Source organism: Pseudorhodoplanes sp., assembly GCF_035565795.1.
Classification (GTDB): domain Bacteria; phylum Pseudomonadota; class Alphaproteobacteria; order Rhizobiales; family Xanthobacteraceae; genus Pseudorhodoplanes.
Genome location: NZ_DATMRV010000252.1, coordinates 25590 through 40877, shown reverse-complemented (window position 1 = coordinate 40877; position 15288 = coordinate 25590). Strand labels below are relative to the sequence as shown.

Sequence of the window (15288 nt, the reverse complement as noted above, 5' to 3'; positions counted from 1 at the left end):
TAATCTACAAGGGGGCGGTAGGCCGAATCGGCGGGGCCGTGCGACAAGGCGGCATGCTTCCAGGTCCCGTATCCGCTCCGATGGTCCTTCGATGTCGCTGAACGCCCTGCGTCGCGCCCTCGAGCCGGCCATCCGCCGGGTCATGCATTTGTACTGGCGGCTGTCGCGGCCGATGACACTCGGCGCGCGGGCCGCGGTCTTCGATGCGCAGGGGCACGTCTTTCTGATCCGCCACAGCTACGTTGATGGCTGGCACCTGCCAGGCGGCGGTGTCGAGGCGGGGGAGAGTATGGTCGGGGCACTGGCCCGCGAACTGATGGAGGAAGGCCATATCGCGCTGACGGCGCCGCCGGCGCTGCACGGCATCTTCTTCAATGGCCACGTGTCGCGTCGCGATCACGTGGCGTTGTATGTCGTGCGCGATTTCGAGCAGGTTTCGCCGCCGGTGCCCAACCGTGAGATCGTCGCCCACGGCTTCTTTGCGCTCGATGCGCTGCCTCCGGATACCACGCGCGCGACACGGGCGCGGCTTGCGGAAATCCTCTCTGGCGCGCCAGCGGCGGAGCGCTGGTAGCGGGCGCTGCATCCCTCTGCCGTCAAACCCGCAGTCTCGCTCCGCCACCTGGGCGGGCCATCACCCCGGGCGCGCGCGGCGCCCGGCGAAGGCCGTGCCGTCAGTCGCAGACCTCGACGCGGCGGGTGCGATAGCCGTAGCCGTCCCAATAGCGATGGCGCTCGATGCGGCAGACGGGCTCTTCGACCACATAAGCGGGGCCGCGATAGTAGGGGGGCGGCGGGGGCGCCGGCTCGTAATAGGTCGGGCCGCTATTGGCGATGGCGCTGCCGATGATCGCGCCGGCCGCGAGGCCGCCGATCACACCGGCGCCGACGGCGCAGCCGCGGCAGCGCGCATCCGCCGACGTCGTCATCGCGGCGGCGAGCAGCGCGGTGGCGGCAAGCGTGGCGAGGGTTTTCATGATGATGATCCCCAAGGTTTGGCCAATCATGCGATTGGGCCGTTAAGCGTTGATTAAGGGCAGGTGGAGCGATGGCGGACGCCGAAGCCGTTTGTCGTCACCGAAGTTTACAAAAAAGCGACCGCGAACAAAAGCCGCGTGAATTTGGCGTAATTACGATTGCGGTATCCCGGCGTCAGTTTGTGCAGAACCAAAAACCGGGCCTCCCAAGGGCACCGGGTTTAGCCCAAGGGACGCGACAGCAGGGACCCGACGGCGGAGCGTACTCCGCCGTCACGATGTGTTGCCGTCATTCAGAGTCTGTCAGTAGCAGACGCGCACGCGGCGCCAGTGCCAGTAGCCATAAGGGTCGACGACCCGCTGCCGGCGCCAGTAGCAGTCGCCGCCGTAATAGGCCGGGCCGGGACCGTAGGCGTAATAGCCGGGGCGGGGTCCATAATAGTAGCCGCCGCTATTGGCGAGTGCGCCGCCGATGATCGCGCCGGCGGCCAGTCCGCCGATGACGCCGGCGGCGACGCGACCACCGCGCGCTTCCGCTGTCTGGGGCGCAGCCACGGCCGCGATCGTCAGCGTCGCGGCGGCGGCCAGAACCGTCAGAGTCTTGGTCATCATGGCATCACCTCTCGATTATTCCGAACTCGCTGCGAACGGTCGATGACGAACGACAGGAGATCAACGCGATCGCATCTTGACAGGTTCCGGCTTTCGACATGAACCGGGGGTGAACCCGCTGAGCAGAAAAGGTTTTTCTGGATGAATTCGCGGAAAGGTGATCCGCGGGAGGCTGGATTTTCAGCAATAACAAACCGAAATGGCCTTTCGATGCACTACGTCTGTACCTCCCGTATGCCTCGCCAGCCGCCTCCTCCGGAATGTCGGGAGGTTACGGCGATCAGCGCGACCATCGCGGCTGCGATGATCGCTGACGAAATGATCCGGCCGAGGTGCAGCCCGCCATCGGCGACGGGTTTGGTGAGCCAATCGCCGACGGTGGCGCCGAGCGGGCGCGTGAGAATGAAGGCGAGCCAGAACAATAATGTGTGCGACAGCGTGGTGAAGAAATACGCCGCCGCCAGCGTCGTCAGCGCGGCGGCGAATACCAGCGCGGCTCCGTCGTAACCAAGGCCTGAATCGTCGGCGAAGAAATCGCCGAGCGCAGTGCCGAGCGTATTGGAGAACAGGATCGTCGCCCAATAGAACAGTTCGGCCTTCGGCGTCGCGATGTGATCGACTGATACGGAGCCGAGCGAAAGGCGCCATGCCGCCAGCGTCGCCAGCAGCAATGCGAGCAGGATCAGCGAGCCGCCGACATAGCCGATGCCGAGCGAACGATCGGCGAAGTCGGCCATGGTCGTGCCGGCGGTGGTGGTTGCAACGATCACCGCCCAATATAGAAATGGGCGAAAGGTCCTGACGGATACCTGCGCGCTGACCGTGATGACGAAGACCGTGAAGAAAATCGCCGTGCTGGCGGCATAGCCGAGATTCATCGTCATCGAGAGTGCGTCGCCGCCGGTTTCACCAAGCGTTGTCGCCAGGATCTTGATGATCCAGAAGAGGACGGTGACTTGCGCGACCTTGTTGGCATGGATCTCGGTCATGCGGACGCTCCTCGGAGACAAGGATATTCCGATGGCTGTTCTGACGCGGATTTCGTGACCGAACCATGGCCGGGGCGACGTCATGGCTTTGCCGGGACATTCTCCAATGGTGGAGACCGGCCAACAAACAGTTGATTTGCAAGATATGTGCGAGGACACTCGCGCGCCCGGACCTTACGGAGAAGTGATGATGCCGCAACTTACATTCGATCATGTCCATCTGCGCAGCCCCGACCCGGAGGCGACCGCGACGTGGTTCGAGACCATGCTCGGCGCGCAGGTGATCCGCAGCGTGCAGCAGAACGCGACGCGCATCGACCTGAAGATCGGCGGACAGAACATCTTCATCGCTCCGGTGGGGCCGGACGACAGAGTCAATCCGCCGCCGGTTACGCCGGTGCAGGGGCTCGACCATATCGGCTTCTTCGTGCGCGACCTCGACGACGTGATCGCGTTGCTGAAAGCGAAAGGCGTGGTGTTCACCACCGAGCCGCACAATCCGCGCCCGGGCATCCGCGTCTGCTTCGTCCGCGGACCGCAGGGCATCTCGATCGAACTGCTGGAGCGCGACGCGAAGTACCAGTGAGTCGCGGTACGATCGTCCGATCCCGCGTCAGGCCGGCACCGCCTCGGTGCGGATGATCGTCGACAGGATGCCGACGATCACCGGCAGCAGCAGGCACCAGAAACCGACGAGCCAGTAGAGCACAGCGGCGACGGCACAGCCGGCGGCGAAGTAGACGATGCTGAGCGACAGCCGGCCGAAGCGCGAGCGGATCTGCGCGCTGTGCGCGGCATCGCTCCCCATCAGCAGATCGACGGCATCGAGGGTCGCCTGCGTCGTGCTGCCGGTCATCAGCGTCGTCGGCGGCAGCGTCGAGAGATGGACGCGCTGTACGGCGTTCTGCACGGCCATGGCGGCGATGCCGGCAAAGCCCGTCAGCAGCGCGGCCGGGCTGTCGGGGTCGGGAAACGGGCCGTAGCCGACGGCGAGCGCGAAGAAGGCGACGAGCAGCGCCACCTTGCCGATGAGCAGGACGCGCAGCGCAGGCAGGTCACGGGCGCGCAACGCCGCTCCGGCGACGCGCGCCAGCGCGATCACCAGGATGAATTCCGGCAGCGCCAGGATCTTGCCGATGATCCCATGAGTCCCCAGCACCAGCGCCGCGCCGAGCGTGACGAAGTTGCCGGTGACATGCGCGGTGAACAGGCCGGCGAGGCCGAGAAATCCGGCGGTGTCGACGAAGCCGCCGTTGAAGGACAACAGTGCGGCGACGGCGGCGGAGCCTTGGGGTTTGTGCATGCGCCCGAGTGTGCGGCTTCGCCGCGCGTCGTGCAATTGCCTGTTGCCCGGCGGCCTCGTCTGCGGAAAAGCGCGGCGGATGGTCAGGGCAGTTGCGCGCCGCCGTTGCCGCAGTAGGTTAGGGCGCAATCCGCGACACGGAAGGGAGAGGGCAGATGGCATTCACGGTGACCAGCGACAGCTTCAAGGACGGCGACTATCTCAAGCAGGATCACGTCCTGTCGGCGGATTTCGGTTTCGGCTGCGCCGGCGGCAATCGCTCGCCGCACCTGAAATGGTCGGGCGCGCCGGCCGGCACCAGGAGCTTCGCCGTCACCTGCTACGACCCCGACGCGCCGACCGGCTCGGGGTTCTGGCACTGGGTGGTGGTCAATATTCCGCCGGAGGTGACCGAACTGCCGCTCGATGCCGGCAATCCGGCGTCCGGCAAGCTGCCGCAAGGTGCGCTGCAGACGCGCACCGATTACGGCAATGCCGCCTATGGCGGACCCTGCCCGCCAGAGGGCGACCATCCGCACCGCTATCTGTTCACGGTGTTTGCGGTCGGCGAGACGCTCGACGTCGTCGCCGATACGTCGGCGGCGGTGATCGGCTTCAACCTGCATTTCAAGACGCTGGCCAAGGTCGCGATCATGGGCCTCTACAAGCGCTGACAACGGCTTGCACAGCGGCTTGCGCGGCGCGGCCCGTCGGCCGCGTCGCGTCTGCGATGTCGGGAGAACATCGCGCGTTATGCGGCGCGCGAAGGTGCGTCGAGCGGCGGCGTGCCGTCATGCATCGCCCCGCGGATCATCTGGCGCAATTCGGGGCTGTCGGTGTGGCCGTGCACGGCGACGGCATGCTGCACGGCGGCTTCCAGCAGTTCGGTTTCGCTGTCGGCGGCGATCGCCACGGTGCAGTTGTTGTCGCTGCGGACGGCACGGCAGTCGATAAATTTCCGTTGCATCTTGTCCTCCTTGTTCAGGTGAACGGCGAGCTTCGGATATCCCCCGGACGAGGCCGCCCCGGCGGCTCATCTTAAATCCGCCGGCGTGGACCGAACAACAATATTGACGCGTGGAGCGGAGGGAACTGTACCTCCGTCATTTCGCCGGGATCACGTCCCTGGTGCCCTTGGCGCCCATATAGACACCGATCAGCCGCATCGGCGCCGTGCCGGTGTTGACGCCGAAATGCGGCACCGCCATCGCCTCCATCAGCGTATCGCCGGTCCTGAAGGTGCGCTTGCCATGCCGGCCATAGTCGACGGTCAGCTCGCCTTCGAGGATATAGGCAAACAGCGGCGCGCCGTGCTTGTGCAGGACGGTGCGCCCGCCGGGCGCCAGCGTGACGATGGCGGCGGTGATGTGTGCCGGGCCGGTGCGTGGATATGCGATGGTTTCGCCGACGATAGTCTTGCCGGTGGAAAGCAGCGGCACCGCCGGATAGTCCTTCGGCGGCGGCGCCTGGGTGGCGCTATCGCGGGCCTGCGCGGCGGTGAAGGTCGAGACGGTCACGGCAGCAAGAATTGCAGCAAGCGGCGCGGCGAGACGGCGGTGACGACCGTGGCGATGGTGACCTGACATGGATGCTTCCCCCTGCGGATTGTCGTTGGGCAGCGCCGTTCTTAGCCCGATTCGTGGTGGTGCCGGCGCGGCGAGGGAACCAGATGCGGCCTTTCGGATTGGTAAGGTTGCATGAGAGCAGTGGGGGGATACAGCAACACGTGGCCCGTCCGGGACACGCGATCTTAATGCGCGCGCCTGGAATTGGCGGCAGCACCCAGGAGCAGGAGATTGATGATGCGATTTGTATCGAAACTGACGATGGCGCTTGTCGGCGCGTTGGCGCTGTTCGGCGTGGGCTTTGCGACGGTGACGCCGGCCGATGCGGCGAGCGGCACCATCCACTTCTCCATCGTCAAAGGCGGCTTCTTCGTCGGTGCGGAAGGCGGCAACGGCGTCCTGGAATTCCGTGGCCGGCGCTATCCGCTGTCGATCGGCGGCATCAGCGGCGGCCTCGTCTTCGGCGCCTCGCAGACCAACTTCTCCGGTCGCGTCACCAATATTCGCCGGGCCTCCGACGTTGCGGGGACCTATGGCGCGGCGGGCGCCGGCGCGGCGGTGGGCGCGGGCGTGCGCGTCATCACCCTGCGCAACGAGAAGGGCGCCATCCTGCGCCTGCAGGGTCAGCAGGTTGGGCTGATGGCCAATCTCGATCTGAGCGGGCTGGTGATCTCGATGCGGCGATAACGGCGCCGCGCATACCGGTTTGATGGATTTCGCAACGGGAAAGGGCCGGGGGTAGACCCGGCCCTTTCCTTTGTCGTTCGTTTGAAGTGCTGGAGAAGCGAGCGTCGGAACGCGCGCATCAAAACGCCTTGTTGCTCTCCTTCACCATGGCGGCATCGACATAGACCTCGCCGCCCAGCTCATTGAACTTCTGCGACATCGCCGCCATGCCCTCCTGCTTCACGGCATCGGGCGAGGTCGCGCGCAGCGCCGGGTCGTTGAGCGTCGCCGCGTAGTCGCGCACGTCCTGCGTGATCTTCATCGAGCAGAACTTCGGTCCGCACATCGAGCAGAAATGCGCGACCTTGTGTGCTTCCTTCGGCAGCGTCTCGTCGTGATAGCTGCGGGCGGTATCGGGATCGAGGCCGAGATTGAACTGGTCCTCCCAGCGGAAGTCGAAGCGCGCCCGCGACAATGCATCGTCGCGCAGTTGCGCCGCCGGGTGGCCCTTGGCGAGGTCGGCCGCATGGGCGGCGATCTTGTAGGTGATGACGCCTTCCTTGACGTCGTCGCGGTTCGGCAGGCCGAGATGCTCCTTCGGCGTGACGTAGCAGAGCATGGCGCAGCCGAACCAGCCGATCATGGCCGCGCCGATGCCGGAGGTGATGTGGTCGTAGCCTGGCGCGATGTCGGTGGTGAGCGGCCCGAGCGTATAGAACGGCGCCTCGCCGCACTCCTTGAGCTGCTTGTCCATGTTGATCTTGATCTTGTGCATCGGCACGTGGCCGGGGCCCTCGATCATCACCTGGCAGCCCTTCTTCCAGGCGATCTGCGTCAGCTCGCCGAGCGTCTCCAGTTCGGCAAACTGCGCGCGGTCGTTGGCGTCGGCGATCGAGCCGGGCCGCAGGCCGTCCCCGAGCGAGAACGACACGTCGTACTTACGCATGATGTCGCAGATTTCGTCGAAGCGTTCGTAGAGGAACGATTCCTTGTGCCGCGACAGGCACCACTTCGCCATGATCGAGCCGCCGCGCGAAACGATGCCGGTGACGCGATTGGCGGTCAGCGGCACATAAGCGAGCCGCACGCCGGCGTGGATGGTGAAATAGTCGACGCCCTGTTCGCACTGTTCGATCAGCGTATCCTTGTAGCACTCCCAGTCGAGCTTGACGGGGTCGCCGTTGACCTTCTCCAGCGCCTGATAGATCGGCACGGTGCCGATCGGCACCGGCGCGTTGCGGATGATCCATTCGCGCGTCGTGTGGATGTTGCGGCCGGTGGAGAGGTCCATCACGGTGTCCGCGCCCCAGCGGATCGACCACACCATCTTCTCGACTTCCTCTTCCACGGAAGAGGTGACGGCGGAGTTGCCGATATTGGCGTTGATCTTGACGAGGAAGTTGCGGCCGATCGCCATGGGTTCGAGCTCGGCGTGGTTGATATTCGCCGGGATGATGGCGCGGCCGCGGGCCACCTCATCGCGCACGAATTCCGGCGTAATGAAGGGAGGGATCGCCGCGCCGAAACTCTCGCCGTCGGCGAGCGCCGCCTGCGCGCGCTCCAGCATCTGCTTGCGGCCGAGATTCTCGCGCTCGGCGACGTAGATCATTTCCTTGGTGACGACGCCGGCACGCGCCCATTCGAACTGGGTCACCGGCTGTCCATCGAGCGCGCGCAGCGGCTTGTGCACGGTCGGGAACGAGCGTGCCAGATGCGTGTCGCCGACATTGCCGTTGTCTTCCGGCTTGATCTCGCGGCCGACATATTCCTCGACGCCGCCGCGCTCCTTCACCCACCGGGTGCGGTGCCGCTTGAGGCCCTTGTCGACGTCGATCGCAACGTCGTTGTCGGTATAGACGCCCGAAGTGTCGTAGACGCGCACCGGCTCCTCGTTGGCGGAGGGCGCCAGCGCGATCTCGCGCAGCGGCACGCGCAGGTCCGGCGCCGCTGCGGGCGTCACATAAACCTTGCGCGAACCCTGGACCGGCCCGGTGGTGACCTTCGGCGTGACGAGGGCGGAGGGGGTAACGGGCTTGTTCATGATCAGTCTCCTTGTGCGGGGTCGGGGTCGTACGCCGCATAACCCTTGAACGTGATGAAGCCGCCGACGGCGAGAAAGAGAACGCCGCAAACAACATGAAAGTATGCGTAAGCGAACACGGCGCCGCCGAGATAGGCGACATAGGGCGGTGCGATGACCCGGAACACGCCGATGCAGGTCAGTATCAGGCCGATCACCGTGATGATGACGCGCCAGTCGCGCGTCCAGACATTATGCGTGTTGAGGATCGCGAGGCCGGTGACCATCGCCAGAATGCCGGAGAAATAGACGAACAGCGAATAAGAGACGATCTGTTGCGTGATCTCGCGGTATGCGCCTGGATTGGTGACGAGGCCCAGTCCGATGACCGTCATCACCGGCCCCATCAGTCTGGCGATATGAAATGAGGAATGCATGCGTCCTGTCCCTTCGCCGGCATGACCCGGATCAGGTTCTAAGGGTTTCTCTCAGCCCGCACGGGCACCCCTCGGAACGCGGCTAATGTAGGCGGTTGCGCCCCCTTGTCAACGCAGGCGCAACGTGCCGGCGCGGCGATGCTGTGCGGCTGCCGCCTAAAGCGCCGGCAGCTTGTTGACGGCGACGCGCACGGTTCCGGTCGCTTCCGCGACGACGCGCAGCGTCTTGGAATCGAACTCGATGCCGGTCATGCGCAAGTCGTTGACCGCGGCGTCGACGCGCACCCCGTCGGTGCTCTGGCGGAACTCGGCCAGCGTTTCGCCGATCTTGGTGCGGGCGTCGGCGGCGAAGGGCTTCAGGTCGATGACCGCATGTTCGGCCAGTGCATCCTGCACATAGGGGATGGCGGCGCGCGCCGCGGCGCCGAGCAGGCCGAAAGCCGCCTCCGATTCGACGGTCAGCGAGATGTCGGTCAACCGCAGCGTCTGGTTGCCGGCGTCGAGGACCGGCTTGCCGAGCACATGCACCGTCGCGTCGGCGCCGAAGCCGAACCAGCTCTTGCGTTCCGTCGCCTTGACCAGCATTGCGATCAGCAGCCGGTCGCCGGTGGCGTTGATCGTCGCCTTGCGGATCTCGACCTGATAGGGCGTCGTCTTGTCGTCGGGGAAGGTGCGCCCCTTGAACTGCGGCTCCAGGATCTTGTTGATCTCGGTGAACGGAATGTCGATCGGCACGCCGATGGCGACGCGCCCGGCATCGAGCTTCTGCACGATCTCGAGTTGCGTGGGGAACGGGCAATTCGGCTTGGTCGCCGTCGGCACGATGCGGGTTTCCGCCTGGATGCCGATGGTCAGGGTGACGTTCGTCGGATCGATCTTCGGCTGCGCCGCCGAGGCGCGCGTCGGCTTCATTTCAAGATAGAGGTTCGGCAATCCGGTCTTGCCGCCGCCGAGCGGGATCGAGCGGCAGGCTTTCGCCCATTCGCGCCGCGCCGTCTGCTCGATGGTCGGGTCGGCGCGCAGCCGATTCTGCAACGCGTCCATCTGCTCGTTGACCAGACGATCGAGCATCGGCTTCACCTCGTTGCCGACATTGAGCTTGATGCCGCCGACCTGCAGGCCGCCGTCGGCGATCGACACGCTGCCGGTCAGGTTCGGCTCGATGCGCCAGTTCGGCGCGAAGGTCGGCCGCGAGGTGACGGAGACCTGGCCCTTCACCTCCGCCTTCTGGTCGAGCACGCGGCCGGCAAGATTGCCGACCTGCTGGCCGAGCGCCTGGTTGAGCAGCCCGCCGAGTTGCCCCGTGAGGTTGCCAGCCTGAGTGGCGAGCTGGCCGGTCACCTTGATGCTGCCGGCGATTGTGGCGCCGATGGTCAGGCCCTCGGTGCGGCCGGTGACGGTCAGCGGCCCGCGCGCGGCGGTCAGCCCGATATCGGCTTTCGACAGCAGGCTGGAGATCGGATTGTTGCTGGTGCCGCTGAAGTCGCGCGGCGCGGCGGCATCGAGCGTTGTGCGGATGGCGCTGTTCGCCACCACGATCGGCGCGACGACCGACGACAGCCTCGTCATCGGCTTGAGCGGCGGCAGTTCGACGAGCTTCGGCTTCAGGCCGGCATTGTTCGGCCAGATCGCATCGAGCGCCCACAGCGCGCCGTAGAACGACACGATCAGCAAAGCGCCGGCGCCGATGACCAGCCGCAGCCAGCGCAAGCGGCGGAACGGGCGGACCAGGATGATATAGCCGACGCGCCCGACGGTGCGCAGGCTCTCGACCAGAGCGGAGGGGATGCGAATCGCCATGCCGGGATGTTACGGGCGTAAAGTGGCCAATTCCAGCAGGCAGAGCCGGATTGTCGCTTCAGTTCCGGCCGTTCCGGAAATGCTTCAGCGCCGCATAGATCACGTCATTGACCGGGGTCGGCACGTTGAGCGCCTTGCCGAGTTGCGACACGCGCCCCGCCAGCCAGTCGAGTTCGAGGCGGTTGCCGCGATCGAGGTCGTTGGCCATCGACGCCTTCATCGACGCCGGCGTGTGCTTGTCGGCGAAGACCATGCGTTCGTCGATGTAGCTCTCGTCGAGAGCGACGCCGCTCGCCCGGCCGACGGCCAGCGTCTCGCGCATGATGTTGCGGAACAGGTTGCGCGTGTCCGGGTCGGCGAGGATCGGCCCCATCGTCATGCGCGTAAGGCTGGTCGCGCCCGAGGTCGCCGACAGGAAAATGAACTTGTGCCAGCGGTCGCGCTGGATGTTGTCGGATTGCGTGATGTTGATGCCGGCGGCTTTTGCCGCCGCGACGAAGGCCGCGAGCTGCGGGTCCGGCCTGCCGTCGATCGTGCCGCAGACGATCGACTGGAACTGGCTGGTCTGCTTGATGACGCCCGGCCGCTCGATCACCGACACCACATAGGTGACGCCGGGAATGGTGTGCTCGGCGCCGAGGATCGGCGCGATGCGCTCATAGCTGTCGACGCCGTTCTGCAGCGTGACGATGCGCGTCGCGGGTCCGACCAGCGGGCGCGCCTGCTCGGCGGTCGCCTCCGTGTCCCACAGCTTCACCGTGAACAGCACGATGTCGACCGGGCCGACGGCGGCCGGATCGTCGGTGACGTGCGGCTGCGGCAGGTGCAGGTTGCCGTGGACGCTGTCGATGCTGAGGCCGCTCTTGCGCATGGCGTCGAGCTGTGCGCCGCGCGCGATGAAGAAGACCTCGTGCCCGGCTGCCGCCAGGCGCGCGCCGAAATAGCCGCCGACCGCGCCTGCGGCCATGACTGCGATACGCATTGCACCCCCGCTCGTTCATTGCTGGCCCGGTTATAGAACCGCCGGCGGCGAAAATGAAATCGGTACCGGCGGCATGTATTAAATCTTGGCAAGGCGCCGCGACAATGCGGAAGCCTGCCGCCGTCCACCTTATATGAGCGGCAGAGGCGACATGCCGGCTTGCGAAGATCGGCCGGTTTACGGAGATCGCCGATGACCAGACCGCTTGTCGAAATTCCGTTCGTCGAGCCGCAGACGACGCGCCGCGACTTTCTTTACGTCGCCACCGCGGCGGTCGCGGCGTTCGGCGCGGTCGCCACCCTGGTGCCGCTGGTCGACCAGATGAACCCCGATGCCGGAACGCTGGCGGCCGGCGCGCCGATCGATATCGATCTCAGCAAGATCGAGCCCGGCCAGCAGGTGGTGTTCCGCTGGCGCGAGCGGCCGGTCTTCGTCACTCATCGAACGCCGGATATTCTGCGCAACTTGCAGAATCCGCAGCTGATCAGCGAGCTTGCCGATCCGCAGTCCGACGAACTGCAGCAGCCGCCTTACGCACGCAACTGGCACCGTTCGGTGAAGCCGGAGTTCGGCTTCGTCATCGGCATCTGCACGCATCTGGGATGCATTCCGATGTTCTATCCGCTGCCGAATGCGTCGTCGCCGGCGCAGGGCTGGCTCGGCGGCTATTTCTGCCCCTGTCACGGATCGAAATACGATCTCGCCGGCCGCGTCTTCAGCGGCGTGCCGGCGCCGTACAATCTGCCGGTGCCGCCGCATCATTACGTCAACGACACGCTGGTCCGCGTCGGCGAAAACCCGGCGGGCGTGTCGTTCGATTTCGGTTCGATCCGCCAGATCTGACGATCGGTCCTGATCGTCCTCTCTGTTCGTCGGATTTATTCGTCGGCACTCACACTGGCGCCGGCGCACGACGGGTGCGCCGGCTGGCGGGTGGACTCGTGAGCCCGGCTAGTAGAGCCCGGCCGGCCGGATCGTCGTCCACGCGGCTTCGGAGCGGCGCTGCGGCTGCGGCGCATAGGACGAGACGCGCTCGTTCTGTGATGCGGCCGCTGCCGGCGCGGGCCGGCGTTGCGCGTTTCGCGTCTGCGGCAGCACCACGACCTTCGCGCCGACGGCGGCACGGTTGTAGAGATCGATCACGTCCGTATTGGTCAGGCGGATGCAGCCGCTCGACACCTGTCTTCCGATGGTGCTCGGATCGTTGGTGCCGTGGATGCGATACAAAGTGCCGCCGATATACAGGGCGCGCGCGCCGAGCGGGTTGCCGGGACCCCCGGAGGTCATGCGCGGCAGATAGGGCTGCCGCGCGATCATCTCCGCCGGCGGATACCAGTCCGGCCATTCGGCCTTGCGGGTGACCGATCGGACGCCCGACCAGGTGAAGCCCTCACGGCCGACGCCGATGCCGTAACGGATCGCGCGGCCGTCGCCGAGCACGTAATAGAGATAAGTGTGCGGCGTATCGATGACGATGGTGCCGCGCGGCTCGCGCGTGTCGTAGCGCACGATCTGCCGCTGCAGGCGCGCAGGAAGCTGTGCGTCCTCGTCGCCGGCGACGGCTGAAGCGTCGAAGTCCTGTGCATCGAAGTTTTGCGTATTGAAGTCAGGCTCGTCGAAGCCGGGCTCGCTGAAGGCCGGCGCGTTGAACGCGACGGCGCGCGCCTGGGGCGCCCGTGACAGCGACTGCGCGGTGGCAAGCGAGCCGGATGCCAGCAGCGCCGCGCCCGCCAGCGACATGGCGAGAGAAAGGGTGCGAATACGCATGGTGACCCTCGGAACTGGTCTCGAACACTCTGTCGAGACAAGCCCCGATCGGGTTCGCCGGTTCCGCTCACAACTTCGCGACTGCCCGCGCGCGGGCGGTTCCGTTCGTGCCGGTTGTCAGCGGCTGCTATTCCGGTTTTTCGTCAGACGCCTCGACCGGCAGGCGCTTCTCGCCCTTCGGCTCGTTGCGCCAGCCGACGGTCGCGTCCGGCACGCTGTCGACCGAGGCGAAATAGGGCTTGATGTCGATCAGCGGCGTGCCGTCGAGACAATCGACCCCGATCACGGCGAGTCTGTTGTCATCGATGCGCAGCAGGCGGGCGACGCTCATCGCGATCGGGTTGGGGCGGGCGGGCGAGCGCAGTGCGAAGGTGCCGCGCTGCACGCCGTAATGGCCGGGCACCTGCAGCACGATGTCGCGGCGCGAGTGGTCCATCCAGTACAACAGGATGACGTGCGAGCAGGTCGCGACATCCTTCAGCGCGGCGGCCCAGCGCGGATCAACCTCGACGGTACAGACTGCGTCGGATTCGCGCGCGTTCTTCGGGCACTGCTTGCGCTCGGTCCAGGGCGTGCGGATGCGGCCGATGAAATAGACCGACGCGTCGTAAGTCTCGGGCAGCGGCACGGTGACCTCGCCCTCCCAGAGTCCGAACTCGTTCTTCCTGTTGCCGCCGGTCTTGTCCGTCGTCGTCATCGCTGCACCGTGCCTCGCGTCATGTCTGCTTCGTGCCTGCTTCGTGCCTGCTCGTGCCCGCCCCGGGATCTTAGCGGTTTGTTAACCATAACAGGCCAAGAACTGGCCTATGCAGACCGGGGGATTTCGATCGCCCGCTCTGGCAGTGATTGTATGTCTTCTGGCCCCGATGCCGGAAGACAGTCGGGCAGACGATGTGGCTCTGGGTTCGATCCGCTTGCGGGGCGGATACGATGCGAATCCTCAGCTTCTGCCGGGCGGCAAGCCCAGCGCCTTCACCGGCGTCGACGCCGCTTTTGCGCTCGGCCGCTCCAGCGATTCCATCAAGACCGGACTGACCGGCGAAATCCAGCGCGCCGACTATGCCGCCCGCGAGATCGACCCGTCGGAACGGATGCGTGTCGTGCTGGAGGCGGAGAGCGAGGCATTCGCCGGCTGGGCGCTGAAATCGCGCACCGGCGTCGAGAGCATCCGCAGTTACAATCTGCGCTCCTTCGAGGCGGAGCAGGAGGTGCGCGCGCAATGGATCGGCGGCGCGGTGCGCCCCTTCGTCAGCGCGGCGGCGCGCTATGCGACGCTCAACGAGACCAATGCGATCCTCACCGACTTCCTGCCTGACGATCTGCGTTTCACGCGGGTGACGCTGATCCCCGGCATAACCGCGCTCACCCCGCTCGGCGAATTCGGCGCCTCGATCAATCTGTCGGCAATCCGCTATTCGCCGACGCTCGATCTGTTCGGCTATCGCCGCGACAACGAACGCGTCGAGCCGTTCCTGTTCTATCGCTGGACGGACGACCTCGTCTCGGTGTCGGCTGCGGTGTCGCACGTCAACGGCGTCTGGCACGACGTGGATTTTACCGATCTGCGCGCGACATTGTTCGATCTGTCGCTGTCGATGCGCAGCAAGGACCATCCCTGGCGGCTGGAACTGTCGGGGCGCCGTGCCGTCGGCGAAACCAGTTTTCCGATCTCGCCGGTCACCGTCACCGAGACCTATGCCGGCAAGCTCACCTATGCGGCGACGGATGCGTGGTCGCTCGGCCTGGTGGCGCGCTGGCTGCGTACCGGTTACCCGGACTCGCCGTTCAGTTCCCGCACCGTCGCCTACGGTGTGACCGGCAGCTATCGCATCGATGACGACTGGTCGCTCGGCGCCGAGATCGTGCGCGTCAATGCTTCGGCGCTCGACGGCATGTCGGTCGACAGCGCCGTCGGCTCGCTGTCGCTCTCCCGCCGTTTCGATCTCACGGGCGCCGTCTCGGGCAAGACGGCCAATCTAGTAACGACGGCTGAGCCGGTAACGACGGACGATCCGGCAATGAAAAGGACGGCTGCGACGCCGTCCCATGCCCAAACCGAACGCTCGGCGAGGAGCGCGATGCCCGCGCCAGTTTCGACCCAAATCTCGAACCAGGTGTCGAACCAAGTCTCAAATCAGGTTCCGGACTCGGTCCCGAACCCAGTCGCGACCGGAGTATATTGATTCCGGCT

Annotated in this window: 18 protein-coding genes and 1 riboswitch; of the genes, 6 read left to right on the top strand and 12 right to left on the bottom strand. The window is 65.7% G+C overall.

The features are described from left to right. The first annotated feature begins 91 nt into the window (after positions 1 to 91). Complete coding sequence (locus VNZ93_RS22530; protein ID WP_325710667.1) at positions 92 to 574, top strand: NUDIX domain-containing protein; 483 nt, start codon at positions 92 to 94, stop codon at positions 572 to 574. Positions 575 to 674: 100 nt separating this feature from the next. Here the strand turns inward: VNZ93_RS22530 and VNZ93_RS22525 are convergent, their stop codons facing one another. The 3 genes from VNZ93_RS22525 to VNZ93_RS22515 form a co-directional block, all read right to left on the bottom strand. Further along, on the bottom strand, positions 675 to 977 hold the full coding sequence (locus VNZ93_RS22525) for a hypothetical protein (protein ID WP_325710664.1): 303 nt from the start codon (positions 975 to 977) through the stop codon (positions 675 to 677). Between the two features lie 303 nt (positions 978 to 1280). Then, positions 1281 to 1586, bottom strand: a complete 306-nt coding sequence (locus tag VNZ93_RS22520) for a hypothetical protein (RefSeq protein ID WP_325710933.1) — start codon at positions 1584 to 1586, stop codon at positions 1281 to 1283. 218 nt (positions 1587 to 1804) lie between these two features. Then, positions 1805 to 2578: a hypothetical protein gene (locus tag VNZ93_RS22515; RefSeq protein ID WP_325710661.1), complete on the bottom strand. Its 774-nt coding sequence runs from the start codon at positions 2576 to 2578 to the stop codon at positions 1805 to 1807. A gap of 190 nt (positions 2579 to 2768) precedes the next feature. Between VNZ93_RS22515 and VNZ93_RS22510 the strand changes: the two genes are divergently transcribed. Then, a complete protein-coding gene (locus VNZ93_RS22510; protein ID WP_325710930.1) occupies positions 2769 to 3164 on the top strand; it encodes a VOC family protein in 396 nt (131 codons plus the stop codon). 27 nt (positions 3165 to 3191) lie between these two features. Here the strand turns inward: VNZ93_RS22510 and VNZ93_RS22505 are convergent, their stop codons facing one another. Next, positions 3192 to 3881 (bottom strand): YoaK family protein, encoded by a 690-nt coding sequence (locus VNZ93_RS22505; RefSeq protein ID WP_325710658.1) that lies wholly within the window; start codon positions 3879 to 3881, stop codon positions 3192 to 3194. Between the two features lie 155 nt (positions 3882 to 4036). Here VNZ93_RS22505 and VNZ93_RS22500 point away from each other — a divergent pair, with 155 nt between their 5' ends. Beyond that, positions 4037 to 4534 carry a YbhB/YbcL family Raf kinase inhibitor-like protein gene (locus VNZ93_RS22500; RefSeq protein WP_325710655.1) on the top strand — a complete coding sequence of 166 codons (498 nt, stop codon included), beginning with the start codon at positions 4037 to 4039 and terminating at the stop codon, positions 4532 to 4534. A 77-nt stretch (positions 4535 to 4611) separates the two neighbouring features. Here the strand turns inward: VNZ93_RS22500 and VNZ93_RS22495 are convergent, their stop codons facing one another. Both VNZ93_RS22495 and VNZ93_RS22490 read right to left on the bottom strand, forming a co-directional pair. Further along, positions 4612 to 4827 carry a DUF1059 domain-containing protein gene (locus VNZ93_RS22495; RefSeq protein ID WP_325710652.1) on the bottom strand — a complete coding sequence of 72 codons (216 nt, stop codon included), beginning with the start codon at positions 4825 to 4827 and terminating at the stop codon, positions 4612 to 4614. Positions 4828 to 4963: 136 nt separating this feature from the next. After that, a complete protein-coding gene (locus tag VNZ93_RS22490; protein ID WP_325710649.1) occupies positions 4964 to 5446 on the bottom strand; it encodes a cupin domain-containing protein in 483 nt (160 codons plus the stop codon). A 216-nt stretch (positions 5447 to 5662) separates the two neighbouring features. Here VNZ93_RS22490 and VNZ93_RS22485 point away from each other — a divergent pair, with 216 nt between their 5' ends. Then, entirely contained in the window at positions 5663 to 6112 is a 450-nt protein-coding gene (locus tag VNZ93_RS22485; RefSeq protein ID WP_325710928.1) for a hypothetical protein, read from the top strand. 118 nt (positions 6113 to 6230) lie between these two features. On the opposite strand, the gene thiC is transcribed toward VNZ93_RS22485, so the two are convergent. From thiC to VNZ93_RS22465, 4 genes are all read right to left on the bottom strand, one after another. Continuing rightward, a complete protein-coding gene (gene thiC, locus VNZ93_RS22480) occupies positions 6231 to 8132 on the bottom strand; it encodes a phosphomethylpyrimidine synthase ThiC (RefSeq protein WP_325710646.1) in 1902 nt (633 codons plus the stop codon). Between the two features lie 2 nt (positions 8133 to 8134). Then, positions 8135 to 8548, bottom strand: a complete 414-nt coding sequence (locus tag VNZ93_RS22475) for a hypothetical protein (protein ID WP_325710643.1) — start codon at positions 8546 to 8548, stop codon at positions 8135 to 8137. Continuing rightward, positions 8540 to 8630, bottom strand: a riboswitch (TPP riboswitch). (Overlaps the previous gene by 9 nt.) Positions 8631 to 8704: 74 nt before the next feature. After that, on the bottom strand, positions 8705 to 10348 hold the full coding sequence (locus tag VNZ93_RS22470) for a DUF4403 family protein (RefSeq protein ID WP_325710640.1): 1644 nt from the start codon (positions 10346 to 10348) through the stop codon (positions 8705 to 8707). 58 nt (positions 10349 to 10406) lie between these two features. Further along, the gene (locus VNZ93_RS22465; RefSeq protein ID WP_325710638.1) at positions 10407 to 11330 is read right to left on the bottom strand and encodes a 2-dehydropantoate 2-reductase; all 924 of its coding nucleotides are present in this window, start codon (positions 11328 to 11330) and stop codon (positions 10407 to 10409) included. A 192-nt stretch (positions 11331 to 11522) separates the two neighbouring features. Here VNZ93_RS22465 and petA point away from each other — a divergent pair, with 192 nt between their 5' ends. Beyond that, on the top strand, positions 11523 to 12173 hold the full coding sequence (gene petA, locus VNZ93_RS22460) for a ubiquinol-cytochrome c reductase iron-sulfur subunit (RefSeq protein WP_325710636.1): 651 nt from the start codon (positions 11523 to 11525) through the stop codon (positions 12171 to 12173). Between the two features lie 108 nt (positions 12174 to 12281). Here petA and VNZ93_RS22455 read toward each other — a convergent pair whose 3' ends face one another. Together VNZ93_RS22455 and tsaA are read right to left on the bottom strand one after the other, a co-directional pair. Continuing rightward, a complete protein-coding gene (locus tag VNZ93_RS22455) occupies positions 12282 to 13097 on the bottom strand; it encodes a L,D-transpeptidase (protein ID WP_325710633.1) in 816 nt (271 codons plus the stop codon). A 127-nt stretch (positions 13098 to 13224) separates the two neighbouring features. Continuing rightward, positions 13225 to 13794, bottom strand: a complete 570-nt coding sequence (tsaA, locus tag VNZ93_RS22450; protein ID WP_325710630.1) for a tRNA (N6-threonylcarbamoyladenosine(37)-N6)-methyltransferase TrmO — start codon at positions 13792 to 13794, stop codon at positions 13225 to 13227. Positions 13795 to 13990: 196 nt separating this feature from the next. On the opposite strand from tsaA, the gene VNZ93_RS22445 reads away from it, so the two are divergent. Next, positions 13991 to 15280, top strand: coding sequence for a hypothetical protein (locus VNZ93_RS22445; RefSeq protein ID WP_325710627.1), 1290 nt, complete (start codon positions 13991 to 13993; stop codon positions 15278 to 15280). Positions 15281 to 15288 lie beyond the last annotated feature (8 nt).

Bases quoted from the DNA above. Each gene is read 5' to 3' on its own strand.
- VNZ93_RS22465 (WP_325710638.1), bottom strand. From the start codon at position 11,330: ATGCGTATCGCAGTCATGGCCGCAGGCGCGGTCGGCGGCTATTTCGGC.
- VNZ93_RS22500 (WP_325710655.1), top strand. From the start codon at position 4,037: ATGGCATTCACGGTGACCAGCGACAGCTTCAAGGACGGCGACTATCTC.
- VNZ93_RS22495 (WP_325710652.1), bottom strand. From the start codon at position 4,827: ATGCAACGGAAATTTATCGACTGCCGTGCCGTCCGCAGCGACAACAAC.
- VNZ93_RS22455 (WP_325710633.1), bottom strand. From the start codon at position 13,097: ATGCGTATTCGCACCCTTTCTCTCGCCATGTCGCTGGCGGGCGCGGCG.
- VNZ93_RS22530 (WP_325710667.1), top strand. From the start codon at position 92: ATGTCGCTGAACGCCCTGCGTCGCGCCCTCGAGCCGGCCATCCGCCGG.
- VNZ93_RS22475 (WP_325710643.1), bottom strand. From the start codon at position 8,548: ATGCATTCCTCATTTCATATCGCCAGACTGATGGGGCCGGTGATGACG.
- VNZ93_RS22510 (WP_325710930.1), top strand. From the start codon at position 2,769: ATGCCGCAACTTACATTCGATCATGTCCATCTGCGCAGCCCCGACCCG.
- petA (WP_325710636.1), top strand. From the start codon at position 11,523: ATGACCAGACCGCTTGTCGAAATTCCGTTCGTCGAGCCGCAGACGACG.
- VNZ93_RS22485 (WP_325710928.1), top strand. From the start codon at position 5,663: ATGCGATTTGTATCGAAACTGACGATGGCGCTTGTCGGCGCGTTGGCG.
- VNZ93_RS22505 (WP_325710658.1), bottom strand. From the start codon at position 3,881: ATGCACAAACCCCAAGGCTCCGCCGCCGTCGCCGCACTGTTGTCCTTC.
- VNZ93_RS22490 (WP_325710649.1), bottom strand. From the start codon at position 5,446: ATGTCAGGTCACCATCGCCACGGTCGTCACCGCCGTCTCGCCGCGCCG.
- tsaA (WP_325710630.1), bottom strand. From the start codon at position 13,794: ATGACGACGACGGACAAGACCGGCGGCAACAGGAAGAACGAGTTCGGA.
- VNZ93_RS22525 (WP_325710664.1), bottom strand. From the start codon at position 977: ATGAAAACCCTCGCCACGCTTGCCGCCACCGCGCTGCTCGCCGCCGCG.
- VNZ93_RS22520 (WP_325710933.1), bottom strand. From the start codon at position 1,586: ATGACCAAGACTCTGACGGTTCTGGCCGCCGCCGCGACGCTGACGATC.
- VNZ93_RS22515 (WP_325710661.1), bottom strand. From the start codon at position 2,578: ATGACCGAGATCCATGCCAACAAGGTCGCGCAAGTCACCGTCCTCTTC.
- thiC (WP_325710646.1), bottom strand. From the start codon at position 8,132: ATGAACAAGCCCGTTACCCCCTCCGCCCTCGTCACGCCGAAGGTCACC.
- VNZ93_RS22470 (WP_325710640.1), bottom strand. From the start codon at position 10,348: ATGGCGATTCGCATCCCCTCCGCTCTGGTCGAGAGCCTGCGCACCGTC.